The organism is Oligella sp. HMSC09E12 (assembly GCF_001808505.1).
Taxonomy (GTDB): Bacteria; Pseudomonadota; Gammaproteobacteria; order Burkholderiales; family Burkholderiaceae_B; genus Oligella; species Oligella urethralis.
Map to the genome: position 1 here is coordinate 13285 of NZ_KV793562.1, position 14963 is coordinate 28247.

The 14963-nt window shown below is 45.4% G+C and carries 15 protein-coding genes; 8 read left to right on the forward strand and 7 right to left on the reverse strand.

The window, feature by feature from the left end; genetic code table 11:
* The 7 genes from HMPREF3179_RS03900 to HMPREF3179_RS03930 all read right to left on the reverse strand — a co-directional run.
* A partial coding sequence (locus HMPREF3179_RS03900) for a hypothetical protein (protein WP_246824362.1) occupies nt 1–1161 on the reverse strand: 1161 nt, incomplete at its 3' end.
* Nucleotides 1162–1477: 316 nt separating this feature from the next.
* The gene (locus tag HMPREF3179_RS03905) at nt 1478–1705 is read right to left on the reverse strand and encodes a DUF1289 domain-containing protein (protein ID WP_070469794.1); all 228 of its coding nucleotides are present in this window, start codon (nt 1703–1705) and stop codon (nt 1478–1480) included.
* A 14-nt stretch (nt 1706–1719) separates the two neighbouring features.
* Nucleotides 1720–2178, reverse strand: coding sequence for a PACE efflux transporter (locus HMPREF3179_RS03910; protein WP_070469795.1), 459 nt, complete (start codon nt 2176–2178; stop codon nt 1720–1722).
* Nucleotides 2179–2299: 121 nt separating this feature from the next.
* Nucleotides 2300–3532 (reverse strand): phosphoglycerate dehydrogenase, encoded by a 1233-nt coding sequence (gene serA / locus HMPREF3179_RS03915; RefSeq protein WP_018027278.1) that lies wholly within the window; start codon nt 3530–3532, stop codon nt 2300–2302.
* A gap of 110 nt (nt 3533–3642) precedes the next feature.
* Nucleotides 3643–4818, reverse strand: a complete 1176-nt coding sequence (locus HMPREF3179_RS03920; RefSeq protein ID WP_070469796.1) for a sugar transporter — start codon at nt 4816–4818, stop codon at nt 3643–3645.
* Nucleotides 4819–4923: 105 nt separating this feature from the next.
* Nucleotides 4924–5679, reverse strand: coding sequence for a 3-oxoacyl-ACP reductase FabG (fabG, locus tag HMPREF3179_RS03925; RefSeq protein ID WP_018027238.1), 756 nt, complete (start codon nt 5677–5679; stop codon nt 4924–4926).
* A 79-nt stretch (nt 5680–5758) separates the two neighbouring features.
* Nucleotides 5759–6682 (reverse strand): LysR family transcriptional regulator, encoded by a 924-nt coding sequence (locus HMPREF3179_RS03930; RefSeq protein ID WP_070469797.1) that lies wholly within the window; start codon nt 6680–6682, stop codon nt 5759–5761.
* A 178-nt stretch (nt 6683–6860) separates the two neighbouring features.
* Here HMPREF3179_RS03930 and HMPREF3179_RS03935 point away from each other — a divergent pair, with 178 nt between their 5' ends.
* The 8 genes from HMPREF3179_RS03935 (at nt 6861) to HMPREF3179_RS03970 (ending at nt 14940) form a co-directional block, all read left to right on the forward strand.
* The gene (locus HMPREF3179_RS03935; protein WP_141743438.1) at nt 6861–8006 is read left to right on the forward strand and encodes a muconate/chloromuconate family cycloisomerase; all 1146 of its coding nucleotides are present in this window, start codon (nt 6861–6863) and stop codon (nt 8004–8006) included.
* Between the two features lie 65 nt (nt 8007–8071).
* Nucleotides 8072–9007 carry a catechol 1,2-dioxygenase gene (gene catA / locus HMPREF3179_RS03940; protein ID WP_018027235.1) on the forward strand — a complete coding sequence of 312 codons (936 nt, stop codon included), beginning with the start codon at nt 8072–8074 and terminating at the stop codon, nt 9005–9007.
* 91 nt (nt 9008–9098) lie between these two features.
* Nucleotides 9099–10472 carry a Rieske 2Fe-2S domain-containing protein gene (locus HMPREF3179_RS03945; RefSeq protein WP_070469799.1) on the forward strand — a complete coding sequence of 458 codons (1374 nt, stop codon included), beginning with the start codon at nt 9099–9101 and terminating at the stop codon, nt 10470–10472.
* Between the two features lie 6 nt (nt 10473–10478).
* Nucleotides 10479–10967: a benzoate 1,2-dioxygenase small subunit gene (gene benB, locus HMPREF3179_RS03950; RefSeq protein WP_026156942.1), complete on the forward strand. Its 489-nt coding sequence runs from the start codon at nt 10479–10481 to the stop codon at nt 10965–10967.
* A 15-nt stretch (nt 10968–10982) separates the two neighbouring features.
* Complete coding sequence (gene benC / locus HMPREF3179_RS03955; RefSeq protein ID WP_070469800.1) at nt 10983–11987, forward strand: benzoate 1,2-dioxygenase electron transfer component BenC; 1005 nt, start codon at nt 10983–10985, stop codon at nt 11985–11987.
* 82 nt (nt 11988–12069) lie between these two features.
* Complete coding sequence (locus HMPREF3179_RS03960) at nt 12070–12834, forward strand: 1,6-dihydroxycyclohexa-2,4-diene-1-carboxylate dehydrogenase (protein WP_070469801.1); 765 nt, start codon at nt 12070–12072, stop codon at nt 12832–12834.
* 47 nt (nt 12835–12881) lie between these two features.
* On the forward strand, nt 12882–14237 hold the full coding sequence (locus tag HMPREF3179_RS03965; RefSeq protein ID WP_070469802.1) for an MFS transporter: 1356 nt from the start codon (nt 12882–12884) through the stop codon (nt 14235–14237).
* Nucleotides 14238–14247: 10 nt separating this feature from the next.
* Entirely contained in the window at nt 14248–14940 is a 693-nt protein-coding gene (locus tag HMPREF3179_RS03970) for a 3-oxoacid CoA-transferase subunit A (RefSeq protein ID WP_018027229.1), read from the forward strand.
* Nucleotides 14941–14963: the final 23 nt, after the last annotated feature.

A 14963-nucleotide genomic window follows, 5' to 3' on the forward strand; every position in this document is an offset into this window, starting at 1 on the left:
GACATTCACTGCATCCATATCATCGGTACCTGGGACCAGATTCGTGATCTTATTACCACCCATATTAATACCGGTACCACCCTCTTCTGGCGGACGAATAACGATGCCATCAAAGGATGGCGTCTTCTTCATCGCCACATTAATTGTGGTGTCGCCGGGCACCAACTGCTCATACGGCTCAACGTCATAGGGTGGGTGCCCCACACCACCAATGGCACCATAATCGATCTCACCGAGTGTGAAGAATTTATTTTCCTTTCTCAATAAATAATCGAATAAACCCTTCAGGCTATGAATCTCCTCACCGGTATCCGCAACCTTAAATTTCTCACCGGTGTAGACTAAGGCTCTCATCGCTTGGCGTAAAGAAAAAGGCCCATCTCCCGCCAGTTCAGGATTCATCGCTTCAAACAAGTCGTCCCTGTACAAAGTATCAATATTTTCACCATAACCATTAGGAAACACGATCTTATCAGGGGCTTTAAAATTACCTTGTTCATCCTGACAACCCGGCACTAAGCTACTCGAACACGCTAAATAGGAAATAATGGATTGATAGGGTAGTTTGGACTCAATGATGGCAGGTGCCTCAGGTTCATCAAAAAATCGCCGAAATGTACGCATTGTCTCGACCGCAGCGCTTAATTCAGGGAAACGAGTCCAGGTATTTGGATCACTTAACTTCACCGGATTATCCCAGAGCGCTTGTTGTGTAGGAGTTGATGCAGCATGGCTTTGGGCGTTGGCGGCTGTACGGAGGGAGGTCTCTTGATAAACATCATCAAAATGTCCTTCGGGAAACAACGGCAGTACTTCGATCTTATATGGCTTGTGATAAATCTTGGTCATGATGTTTTCACCCATATCAAAATCAGACCAGTTCTTTAGATTACCGTTGCTATCAGTCTTACTGCCTTGAACAGTGAGAATACCCGATGTATAAGGTATAGTATTACCAAGACGCTCATCCGCCACATTGGCATAATGCCCCCTACCAACAACAAATGGAGCGAGTGCAGCTGAGCTATAGATTACAATTGGTCCGATTCTCCGACTATCAGATACAGCCTCTGCACTAAGTGGAAAAATAGCCAACGCCACACTCACAAGTAAGGCGTTTTTATAAAAACCGCGACCCTTCGCTGAAGAAAAACTACCCATGATAATGCCTCACCAAGCCAAATCAAACCATGATGGACGAATGCATCTGAGACACTTAGAGCTATTCACCGCACTACTTCGTGCTACTCAGAAGACGCTCCGGCAACGTTTTGATTTAATTGTCGAGCTCAAGTAAGCTACACTCATCAAGCAGAGCTTACACGCTAAGATTTGATATTCATCAATTTAATATAATAGATAACCCTTATATCTTTCAATGAAAGTTGTGTTGATCGCATAGATAAAGCCTAAGCTGTATCATAATACCCACACTATGGCTAACAAAGCGCCATGCCGCTTGTTTGTGATGGATGAGCTAAGTCCCCTCCACGCGCCTCACCTGATCGAGCATTAGCTGCTGCTCTGCTCGCTTTTTACGTAAGCTACAAAGACGTAATACCTCACGCTTTTGTGGATCACTCATGCTAGTCCACCCTTGGCGCTCCTCGCGACTACGATAACAGCCCTTACAATAGCCGCGCTCATTTGACTCGCAGACATTGATACAGGGACTGGGTATCTCGAAGAACTCCAACTGTTCCATAACAACTCATTAATTTAAACCGTGAGACGACCCCAGAAATTCTTTCTTAAGGTATCGTATATCAAACTATAAATATAAGTATAAGGTAAATAAAAAAGAATAAAACCAATATCTAGCGTTAAGGCTTGCCACAAACTGATGTTGAGCCACCACATAATAAATGGCAAGGCAAAGCAAATCAGCCCCACTTCAAATAAAAAAGCGTGCAAGATGCGAATACGGATATTCTTACTTAAATGATGACGCTTAAGCCACGCATCAAACAGAGAGTTAAACAGCATATTCCACAACAGCGCCATCACCGCAATCACCGTGGCAATCATGCCCACATCTAGCATATTGTTGCCAGTCAACCAAGCAAACAACGGGGTGCTAATACTAATACCAAAAATCTCAAACAAAAAAGCATAGACAAAACGCTCGCGAACAGTAAATGGTTTTTGCCCAATTTTTTGTGGTTGAGCTGCTGTCATAAAACATTCCTCTGAGTACAGTCAAAAAATATGGGTGCTATAACCGCAGCAGTACAGCACCCATAAAGTCGCCGGATCGCTAAGCTGACTAGCGCAACCCGGCTGGAAAAGAGCATTGATATTAATAAATCACACGTGTACGGATTGTTCCGGGTACCTCTTTGAGTAAGCTCAGCGCTAACTCAGGATTTTCTGATTGAACATCCATCACCACATAGCCCAACTCTGGATCGGTTTGTAGATACTGGCCAATAATATTAATGTGATCCTTCATGAAAATCTGATTAATCGCATTCAGCACGCCCGGTTTATTCTGATGAATATGCATATAGCGATGCGTATTTTCAGTGCCTGGTAACGATACCTCAGGGAAATTCACCGCTGATAAGGTACTGCCGTTATCAGAGTATTTCACCAATTTACTGGCGACCTCAATACCGATATTTGCCTGCGCTTCTTGCGTCGAACCGCCGATATGTGGGGTTAAAAGCACATTATCCAAACCACGTAAAGCACTCACGAACTCGTCGTCGTTAGATTTAGGCTCCACTGGGAAAACGTCGATGGCGGCACCACCAAGGTGTCCACTCTTAATCGCTGCTGCCAGTGCATCAATATCAACCACCGTACCGCGTGACGCGTTAATTAAATGAGCGCCAGGCTTCATCTGAGCAATACGCTCAGCGTTCATCATATTGGCCGTGGTGGCATCCTCAGGCACGTGTAGGGTCACCGCATCGCTCAAACTCAATAACTCCTGCAGTGTATTGACGGCAGTGGCATTACCCAAAGGTAATTTAGCCTCAATATCATAGTAGTACACGTGCATACCTAAGGCCTCGGCCAAAATACCAATCTGGGTACCAATATGACCATAACCGATAATACCGAGCTTTTTACCGCGCACCTCATAACTACCTACTGCGGACTTATTCCAACCGCCCTTATGCAAGGTGGTGTTCATGGCCGGGATTTTTCTAAAGAGCATAATAATCTCTGCCAATACCAACTCCGCTACCGAGCGTGTATTAGAAAAGGGGGCATTAAATACCGGTACACCGCGCTCTCTAGCCGCCTTTAAATCCACCTGATTGGTACCAATACAGAAGCAACCCAAGGCCACCAGCTTTTTAGCCGCAGCAAATACCTCGGCCGTCATCTGCGTACGGGAACGAATACCGATGAAATGCGCATCAGCGACTGCATCAAGCAACTCCTGACCTTCAAGCGCTTTTTTATGATAGTCGATATTGGTATAACCATTGCTATGTAGCACATCTAAGGCATTTTGATGCACGCCTTCGAAAAGGACAAATTTGATTTTGTCTTTATTTAAAGATAACTGATGATCCATGAGGTCCCCGTAAGAAGAATAGACGTCAAAAGAAATATTCTAACATTCTCACATCATTTCGGGTTATAAGCCAAGGCAGTTTAGCGTAGAGGGTGAAATAAAGAAATACTTTAAGATCTTAAAAGACGCCCTTTCCACCAAAAAGCAATCAAGGTTATAACAGCCAATATTGCTCCCACATAAGGAATATTTGCTAAGCCAACGTGATTGATCATTTGCCCACCTAACAAGGCACCCCCACCAATGCCGATATTAAACACCCCAGAAAATATCGCCACACCGATATCCGGCGCATCAGTGGCATTTTCCAAAACCTTACTTTGTAGCACCATACTCAGCAAGGTAATCACTGTGCCCCAAACAATCGCTAAAGGTATCATCAACCATAAGGAGTGCACTGCTATTTTCAACAGCAGCAAAGAAGCGCTAATGCCTAATAAAGATATTAGCAGTAAGAACAAGGCATAGCGCCCCGCATAACGCGCAAAAATTATGCCTCCCAAAATGCCGGCTAAACCAATCACAAATAACATCATCACCACCATGTTATTACTCATGCCACCGACGGTTTGTAAGTAGGGACTGATATAGGTTGACACGGTAAAATGTGCCGTCATTATCAGCGCCAGACTCAGATAAATATACTGTAGCGCAGGTCGCTTTAATAAGGCAGGTACAACGCTTAAACTACCGCTACTTTGACTACTCAGTTTAGGCAAGGTGCGCCACAATAAAGCTAAAATAATCGCAGCCATCACCCCAATCAAACCAAAGGTAACGCGCCAACCCAAATGATGACCAATCACTGTACCCAAAGGCACACCTAACACCGTCGCCAAGGATGAACCAGTCACAATAAAACTAAGGGCTTTACTCGTTTTGCCCTTTGGTGCCAAGCGCACCGCTAAAGGAATAGTAATCGCCCAAAAAACGGCATGCGCCATCGCTACCCCGATACGTGCCACCAATAAAGACGAAAAATTCCAAGCCACCGCTGCCAAGGCATGGCTCGCAATAAAAAGCACAAACAATAAGATCAGTAAACGCCGTCTTTCAACCCCCGCCGTCACCATCGTCAAGGGCAAAGAAAATATGGTCACGGCCCACGCATAGAGCGTCATCAACAAGCCCGTGTGAGCAATGTCCATGCGAAACCCCGCAGCAATATCCGGCAATAGACCGACCGGCACAAACTCCGTGGTATTAAATATAAAAGCGGCAACGGCCAAGGTGATCACGGCAAACCAACTACCCTTTGGCGTGGCTTGTTTAACTGGTTCTTTCATTGGGGATTAAGAAAATAAAGATAATGGCTGAATCTTAATGCAAACAAAAAGGTGGCTCAACGTATTGAACCACCTTCTAAGAAATCAAAGCTTAGATACAACAACTTAGAGTATGGCCTCCGGTGACTCCGGCAAGATCTGCCCACCATCCACAATAATGGTTTGACCCGTGATGTAGCTCGCCTCTTTGGAAGCAAGGAAGCATACGGCATAACCGATATCCTCTGGCTTGCCTAGCTTTCTAGCAGGAATGGAGCGTGTCATTTGACCTAAATACTCCTCACCCTGTGCCGCTAGACCCTCTGTGAGGATATTACCCGGCATCACCGCATTAATCGTAATTCCCTCTTTGGCATACTCTAATGAGGCACTACGCATAAAGCCAAGCTGCCCCGCTTTACTCGCGGCATAATGACTCCAACCTGGATAGCCCGTGATCGGACCCGTAATGGAAGCGGTAATCACAACACGACCATAGCCTTGCTTTTTCATATAGGCTAGCGCCGCTTGTGTCACAAAAAACGTACCCTTAAGGTTGATATTTTGCATCTGATCCCAATCCGCCTCCGTCATATCGGCTAAATAGGCTTGTGGGAAAATACCGCTATTTGAGCAAAGAATATCTAAGCGACCATACTCGCTCACCACCTCATCAACAACCGCTTTACATTGAGCCTGTGAGGTCACGTCTAACGCTTTAAACGCACAACCCAACTCCGCCGCTGTTTGCTCAGCTGCCGCTTCATCAATATCCGCAATCACAACCTTGGCACCAGCCTCAATTAAGGTTTTAACAATACCTTTACCAATACCCTTTGCACCGCCCGTAACGATAGCAATTTGATCTTTCAGTTCAAACACAACAAATCTCCTTTAAATAATGTTAAACCCTAATACTAGTATAGGCGATCGCTGGGTCAGCTTGATGACAATTAACAAACTACGGTCTGAAACCGTAATCTGGTTTTAATAACTCCGGACGCACTTGATACATTTTATCCACCATCGTTAACATGGCATCGATGTACCATGAACTATCATTTTTACGATGACTGAAAATAATTGGCATACTGACCTTTTCCTCTTCAGCAATGAGTCGATAGTGCAGATCATTACGTGCTCGGGCTTCGGTCGGTATGACACAATAACCAATACCGGCCGCCACTAAACCCAAAGCTGTTTGTAAGCTCTGCACCTCATGCACTTCCTCAGGATAAATTCGCTTATCATGTAAGGTATTTAGAACATAATCAGCAAAGCCCATGCTCACATTAGAAGGAAAAACAATCAGACTTTGCTGATTTAACACCTCAAGACGCACTGGGCTATCATCATTTGCCAATGGACTGAATGAGGGTATGGCTAAGGCTAGACGCTCCTCTCTCAAGGTAATCCTAGTGATTGCTGAATCATACATACGCACTCGCCCAAAGCCAATATCAATACGGCCTGACTTTAAGGCTTCAAGCTGCTCTGCGGTGGTTAACTCAACAAATTGCAATCTCGTTTCAGGATATTCAGACCTGAAGAGTTGGATAACACAAGGTAAGCCACTATAAATACTTGACACAACAAAGCCTATTGATAATTGTCGTTGATAGCTCTGACCTACGCGCATCGTGGCAATTTGCAGTTGCTCAACCCGCGTTAAAAGCTGCAAACTCTGCTCATAAAACAGACGCCCAGCCTCCGTTAAGGTCAAGGGTCGATTATCACGCTCAATTAACTGCACACCCAGCGACTCTTCTAATAACTGAATCTGCCGACTCAAGGGTGGCTGCGTGATATGCAAGCGCTCAGCTGCCGCAGTAAAACTGCGCTCCTCTGCCACCGCCACAAAATAACGAATTTGCTTTAAATCCATATAGGGTAATCCATAGGTTTTCTACTTGCTAAATCGTAACTAGTTGATTTTATTAAGATATTTTTAGATTATACCTTTTTTGTATAAATCTAGGCAATTAAAGAATTGGACGCTTATTAGCTCCAACGGTTTAATGAATGCTAATGAAAACAACTATTTACAACAGGATAGAGTAGACATGGTAACAATCGATAGCATTCAAACGCTACTAGTGGATTTACCGACCATTCGTCCCCATCAACTGTCCATGACGACGATGAAGGGTCAAACGCTTATGCTCGTGCGCATTCACTGTTCGGATGGCTCAGTCGGTATTGGCGAAGGTACGACCATCGGTGGCTTAGCCTACGGTGCAGAATCACCAGAAAGCATGAAGCTTAATATTGATACTTATTTTACGCCCTTATTGCTTGGTCAGCCTGCAGATCAAGTACCTTTTTTAATGCAGCAATTAGAGACTGCCATCAGAGGCAATCGCTTTGCAAAAAGCGCTATCGAAACTGCGCTCTATGATGCCTTAGGCCAGCGTCTCAATCTCTCTGTTGCTGAACTACTCGGTGGTAGTTTACGTAAAAGCCTACCGGTTGCTTGGACATTGGCCTCAGGTGATACCGCAAAAGATATTGACGAGGCCGAAGAAATGTTAGCTCGTCGTCGTCACCGAATTTTTAAACTAAAAATCGGTACCCGTGATGTGGCCAAAGATATCGCCCATGTGGCAGCCATTAAAAAAGCATTAGGCGACCGTGGCGCCGTCCGTGTGGACGTCAATATGGCGTGGTCTGAATTAGAGGCGCGTTACGGTGTTGACGGCTTAGCAGACGTGGGTTGTGAATTAGTTGAGCAGCCTGTCGCTTGTGCGGACGCCTTAATGCGTCTGACGGCCCAGGCCAAAATTGCCATCATGGCAGATGAGTTACTAGTCGGCCCCGCTTCCGCCTTTGAATTAGCCAAAAATAATGCCACCCATGTCTTTGCTATCAAAGTAGAGCAATCCGGTGGTTTACGAGCCTCACAAAAGGTAGCAGCCATTGCCGAAGCAGCAAATATCGAACTATATGGCGGCACCATGCTGGAAGGCGCTATCGGTACCGTGGCTTCAGCACATGCTTTTGCAACTTTCCATGCCCTGCAATGGGGTACTGAATTATTCGGTCCTCTTTTAATTACAGAAGAAATTCTAGCCACACCCTTAGTGTATGAGAATTTCGAGCTGCAAATTCCTCAAGGACCGGGTTTAGGTATCGCACTTGATGAAGAGCGAGTCCATTTTTTTAATCGAGCTCAACGCCAAAAAAGTGTGAGTTTAGCAACTGGTGCATAAACGCTTTCTATCCATCAGTGTTTTTTATATACCCATTTTTTCTACATTAATCTAAGGAGACATCAATGAGTGTAAAACTTTTTGATACAAAAGAAGTTCAAGATTTTTTAAAAATCGCCTGTGGTTTAACCTATGAAGGTGGCAACCCACGCACCAAAGAAATTATCCATCGCATCGTGTCTGATCTATACAAGACCATTGAGGACTTAAATATCACCCCGGACGAGTTCTGGGCAGGTATTGCTTATCTAAACCAATTAGGTCAAGCACAAGAAGCGGGTCTTTTATCACCGGGCTTAGGTTTTGACCGTTATTTAGATATGCGTATGGATGCTGAAGATGAGCAATTAGGCATCGAAGGCGGTACCCCACGTACCATTGAAGGTCCTTTATACGTCGTCGGCGCACCTGTAGAGCAGGGTTATGCTCGCTTAGATGATGGTTCAGATAAAGACGGTCACACCTTGATTATGCACGGCACGGTTTATGGTGCTGATGGTCAACCTATCCCTAACGCTAAGGTTGAGGTATGGCATTGTAACACCAAGGGTTTCTACTCTCACTTTGACCCAACCGGTGAGCAAAAGCCATTCAACATGCGTCGCACCATTATGGCTGACGAAAATGGTCAATACAAATTCCGCAGTATTGTGCCTTCAGGTTACGGCTGCCCACCAGATGGTCCTACTCAGCAGTTACTGAATCAATTAGGTCGCCACGGTAACCGTCCTGCGCATATTCACTTCTTCGTAACAGCAGACGATCATCGTAAATTAACCACCCAAATCAATATCGACGGCGATCCTTTAGTGAATGATGACTTTGCCTATGCTACGCGTGAAGGCTTAGTTCCACCATTAACAGAGGTCACTGATCCTGCTCGCATCAAGGAAGAAGGCGTTGAAGGACCATTTGCTGAAATCACCTTTGATATTCACCTCACTGCCTTAGTCGAAGGTGAAGACAATCAAATCGTTGAGCGTCCACGTTTAGTCGGTTAATCCATTAAATCAATAAGAAACAATTACTGTTGCTGATTTGGAGCAATCTACGCTCCGAATTAGCAACAACTCACCAGAAAAAGGAAGAGTTATGGAAAAAATCTATGAGGTTGAGCAAGTACTTAACTCAGCCATGCAAGTAGACGAAGAAGCCGGTATTTACCGCTGCCGTCGTGATGTTTTTACAGACCCAGATATCTTTGAACTTGAAATGAAGTATATTTTTGAGGGCAATTGGGTTTATGTTGCACATGAAAGCCAAATTCCTGAGGTCAATGATTACTTCACTACTTATATCGGGCGTCAACCTATCGTCATTACACGTAGTAAAGACAATGAATTAAATGCGCTTATTAATGCCTGTGCCCACCGTGGTGCCACACTTTGTCGACGCAAGCGCGGTAATCGCGGTAGCTTTACCTGTCCTTTCCATGGCTGGACCTTTAATAATAAAGGTAAGTTACTGAAAGTCAAAGACGAAAAGACGACTGAATATCCCGTTCAGTTCAACACCAACGGTTCACACGACCTAACGAAGGTGCCGCGTTTTGAAAACTATAAAGGCTTCTTATTTGCAAGCCTAAACCCGGATGTGATGCCATTGGCAGACTACCTAGGTGAGACCAAAGTCATTATCGACCAAATCGTCGAACAAGCGCCTGAAGGTATCGAAATCTTAAGTGGTAACTCTAGCTACATCTATAACGGAAACTGGAAACTCCAGATGGAAAATGGCGCCGACGGCTATCACGTTAGCAGTGTTCACTGGAACTATCTCGCCACCATGGGACGTCGCCACGAGGAAGGTACCAAAGCGGTTGACGCTCAAGGTTGGAGTAAAAGCGTCAATGGTGTCTATGGCTTTGAAAATGGGCATATCCTACTTTGGACGAATACCTTAAACCCTGAGGTTCGTCCTGTCTACGCTAATCGTGATGAATTGGTTGAGCGCTTAGGGGAAGAAAAAGCCGATCTAATTATTAAGCAAACACGTAACTTAGGCTTGTATCCAAACGTGTATTTAATGGATCAGTTTTCTACACAAATTCGTGTGACTCGCCCTATCAGCGTTGATAAAACAGAGGTCACGATTTATTGTTGGGCACCTAAGAATGAAAGTGCTGAAAACCGTGCGATCCGTTTACGTCAATATGAAGACTTCTTTAACGTGTCGGGCATGGGTACTGCCGATGACCTAGAAGAGTTCCGCGCCTGCCAGGAAGGCTATGCTGCCGCCTCTAGCGCTGCTTGGAATGACCTAAGCCGTGGTGCACCATTATGGATTAAAGGACCTGATGCGAATGCCAAAAAGCTCGGCATTAATCCTTTGCTAAGCGGGGAAAGAAGTGAGGATGAAGGCTTATTTGTCTGTCAACACGACTTCTGGCTAAGTACCATGCAAAATGCTTTAGCCAAAGAGAAAGAGCAACTAGCACACGCTAAATCTTCAGATAACGTAGCCTAAGGAGACATTGCCATGGATTACATTACAATTCGACGTTTTTTATATCGTGAAGCACGTTATCTCGACGATAGAGAATGGGAGAACTGGCTCACATGCTATGCAGACAATGTAGAGTATTGGATGCCGTGTTGGAACGATGATGACGAGTTAACAAAAGACCCGCAGTCAGAAGTGTCTTTAATTTACTACCCGGATCGTAGAGGTCTTGAGGATCGTATTTTCCGTATTCAAACTGAGCGTTCAAGCGCATCAACTCCGGAACCGCGTACTACTCACATGATTAGTAACATTGAAATTTTAGACAGCCGCGACAATGAGGTTGATGTTCGTTATAACTTCCATACCTTGAGTTTCCGCTACCGTACAACCGATCACTATTTCGGTACGATTTTTGTCACCATCGTGAAAGATGGCGATGAGTTAAAAATCAATAAGAAAAAAATCGTCCTAAAAAATGACTACATCCGACAAGTGATTGATATCTATCACATTTAATCTACGAGTGAGCAAATAATGAGTTACAGAATTGCTTTAAACTTTGAAGATGGCGTCACTCGATTCATTGAATGTGGCGCCCAGGAAAAGGTTCTGGATGCAGCATATCGTCATCGCATTAACTTACCGATGGACTGTTCCGACGGGGTTTGTGGCACCTGTAAGTGCCAGGCCGAAAGCGGCGACTATGAGTTAATTGATGATTATATTGATGAAGCGCTAACTGAGGACGAAGCAGAGCAAGGTTTGGTTTTAACCTGTCAAATGATTCCTAAATCAGACTGCGTGATTGCGGTGCCGGCTGCATCGACCATGTGCAAAACAGGTACTGATAATTTCAAGGCCACAGTAACAGAAGTGCGTCGTTACGATGATGCCGCTTTTGAGCTATTTATTGATGCAACTGAGCAAGCGCCGAATTTTCTGCCAGGTCAATACGTCAATATCGTGGTACCTGGCAGTGCCGAGCATCGCTCTTATTCCTTTAGCAGCGCGCCTGGCGCAACCATGGGCTTTTTAATTAAGCAGGTCCCTCAGGGTCTCATGAGCACCTGGCTAACGACTGCACAGCCTGGGGTTGAGCTTGATATTACAGGTCCTTTAGGTACTTTCTACTTGCGCCCTGTGACTCGACCGCTGCTTTTTTTAGCTGGTGGTACTGGTTTAGCACCTTTTTTATCCATGCTCGAGGTGTTAGCTGAGCAGGGTAGCAAGCAATCTATTCATATGCTTTATGCCGTTACCCGTGACCAAGACCTAGTCCTGGTTGACAGCTTGGAAGCTTATAAAGCACGTTTAGAAAACTTCAGCTATACCACCATTGTGGCTGATGAAAATTCAAGCCACCCACATAAAGGCTATGTCACTCACCATTTGGCACCAGCCATGCTGCATGACGGTGAAGTCGATGTGTACTTATGCGGACCACCACCCATGGTGGATGCGGTCAATGAGTATATGAAATCAAACAATATGACGCCGAGTAATTTCTATTACGAGCGCTTCATTCCCAGCGTGTAGACCGCTTTCTAAATCATCGTTGATGGCACGCCCTTAGTAGGACGCATGTGCTTAGGGCGTGCCGTGCTCAAAAAGGAACAAAATGACTAAACTACGTTTTGATAATAAAGTGGTGCTGGTTACTGGTGCAGCGCAAGGCATTGGTCGTCGTGTCGCAGAGCGATTAATCGACGAAGGTGCAACACTGGTGCTAGTTGATCGCTCTGAGTTGGTGCATGAACTAAAGCAAGATAAGGTTATCACCTTAACCGCTGATCTAGAACAATATCAAGGGGCTGAAGCAGCCGCCAATACAGCGTTAGAACATTTCGGTCGGATTGATGTGTTAATCAATAATGTGGGCGGGACCATTTGGACCAGACCATTTGAACACTATGAGCCTGCTCAAATTGAAAAAGAGGTACAACGCTCACTGTTCCCTACCCTCTGGTGTTGTCGTGCGGTCTTGCCTAGCATGTTAGCACAAGGGCAAGGCGCCATCGTCAATATTTCTTCTATCGCTACCCGCAGCGTTAATCGTGTTCCTTATGGTGCTGCTAAAGGCGGTGTTAATGCACTCACTGCTTGCTTAGCATTTGAAACCGCAGAGCGCGGCATACGCGTCAATGCGGTCGCCCCCGGTGGTACAGACGCACCTCAACGCAAAATTCCACGTAATACTGAAACCCCAAGTGAGGAAGAGCAACGCTGGTATCAGGAAATTGTGGATCAAACCTTGGATAGCTCCTTGATGAAGCGCTACGGCACGCTTGATGAACAAGCAGCGGCCATCTTATTTTTAGCTTCTGATGAAGCATCTTATATAACCGGTACTGTTTTACCTGTAGGTGGAGGAGACCAAGGCTAAAACGCCTAATCACCGCAGGCATTTTTCACCATAGCGAGGAGCTAATTATGCAAAAAATAGATATTAACGACGTGATTGATCGTGCAAAATTAAATCGCTTTCACTTCAGCGTCATTTTTCTCTGTTCATTATTACTGATTTTTGATGGTTATGATTTATTCATTTATGGGGTCGTCCTGCCAGTGCTCATGGACGAATGGGGCCTCACCCCAGTACAAGCTGGTACGCTAGGCAGTTATGCCCTCTTTGGCATGATGTTCGGGACCTTTATTTTCGGTCCCCTGGCTGATCGTATCGGTCGTAAAAAGGGCGTCATTATTTGTTTTGTATTATTTAGCTTAGCCACGCTGTTAAATGGCTTTGCTACCAATGCGACCCAGTTCGGTATCTTTCGTTTCTTGGCCGGTTTAGGCTGCGGTGGTCTGATGCCCAATGCGGTTGCCTTAATGAATGAATATGCACCGCGCCGCGCTCGTGGTACCTTAGTCGCATTAATGTTCAGTGGTTATTCACTGGGTGGGGTATTAGCGGCTGGCGTTGGTATTTATGTGCTGCCACGTTTTGGCTGGGAATACATGTTCTTTGTTGCCGCTATTCCCTTACTGCTAGTACCACTTTTAATCTGGAAATTGCCTGAGTCTATTGGTTTCTTGCTCCGCCAAGATAAGGACCAGGAAGCGCGTGCAATGCTCGCTCAGCTTAATCCTAGCTTTCAGCTAACAGCTCAAGATGAATTAATTAAAACACCAGTAAAGTCCGCTTCGGTGCCGGTGTTAGACTTATTCAAAGAAGGTCGTGTGATCGGTACCTTAATGATTTGGCTAGCCTTTTTCTGCTGCCTATTAATGGTCTATGCGCTAGGTTCTTGGTTACCAAAACTGATGGCAAATGCAGGCTTTAGCTTAGGTTCCAGCTTGTCTTTCTTGTTAGCGCTAAACTTTGGCGGCATGTTCGGAGCGATCATAGGTGGCTGGTTAGGTGACCGCTTCGGTTTACCGCGTGTGATGGCATGGTTCTTTGTTGCATCTGCGATTTCGATTAGCTTACTTGGCTTTAATAGTCCGATGTTCTTACTTTATACTCTGATTGTGATTGCTGGTGCCACCACGATCGGTACGCAAATCTTACTGTACGCCAATACCGCACAATTCTACCCCTTGTCCATGCGCTCTACGGGCTTAGGTTGGGCTTCAGGGATTGGTCGTACGGGTGCGATCGCTGGACCCTTTCTCGGCGGCACGCTCATGGCAATGGCTTTACCTCTCAAAATGAACTTCTTTGCCTTTGCTATACCCGGCGTGATTGCGACCCTGGCAATTCTATTACTAATTCTCGCTTCTAAGCGTCAACATCAAACGATGACGTCTACTGCTACTACCATGACGTCTGTTACTACCTCTTAGGAGTTTTAAATTGATTAATAAAATCGTAGATAGCGTGGCTGAGGCCTTAAAAGATATACAAGACGGTTCTACCGTGTTGATTGGCGGTTTCGGCACCTCCGGTATTCCCGATGCACTGATTGACGGCTTAATTGAACAAGGCGCCAAAGACCTAACCGTGGTAAATAACAACGCCGGTAACGGCGATCACGGCTTAGCGGCACTTTTAAAAGCGGGACGTGTGCGCAAAATCATTTGTAGTTTCCCACGTCAAGCTGACTCCTATGTCTTTGATGAGCTATACCGCAGTGGCAAAATCGAATTAGAATTAGTTCCTCAAGGTAACTTAGCCGAGCGCTTACGCGCTGCTGGCGCCGGTATTGGTGGCTTTTTCTGTCCCACTGGCTACGGCACCGAATTAGCCAAAGGCAAAGAAACGCGCCTGATTGACGGTCGTTGGCATGTGTATGAAACCCCGATTCATGGTGATGTGGCTCTGATCAAAGCTGAAGCTGGTGATCGCTGGGGCAATTTAAGCTACCGTATGGCGGCCCGCAATTTTGGACCAGTGATGGCTACGGCTGCCAAACAGACAATTGCGACCGTGTATGAGTTAAAAGAACTCGGTGAAATGAATCCGGAGTGCATTATTACCCCCGGTATTCACGTCAAAAAAGTCGTTAAAGTACCTCGGGTAGCCACACAAGCCGGTGGTTTTAAATAACTAATACTCATTATTAAGGAATA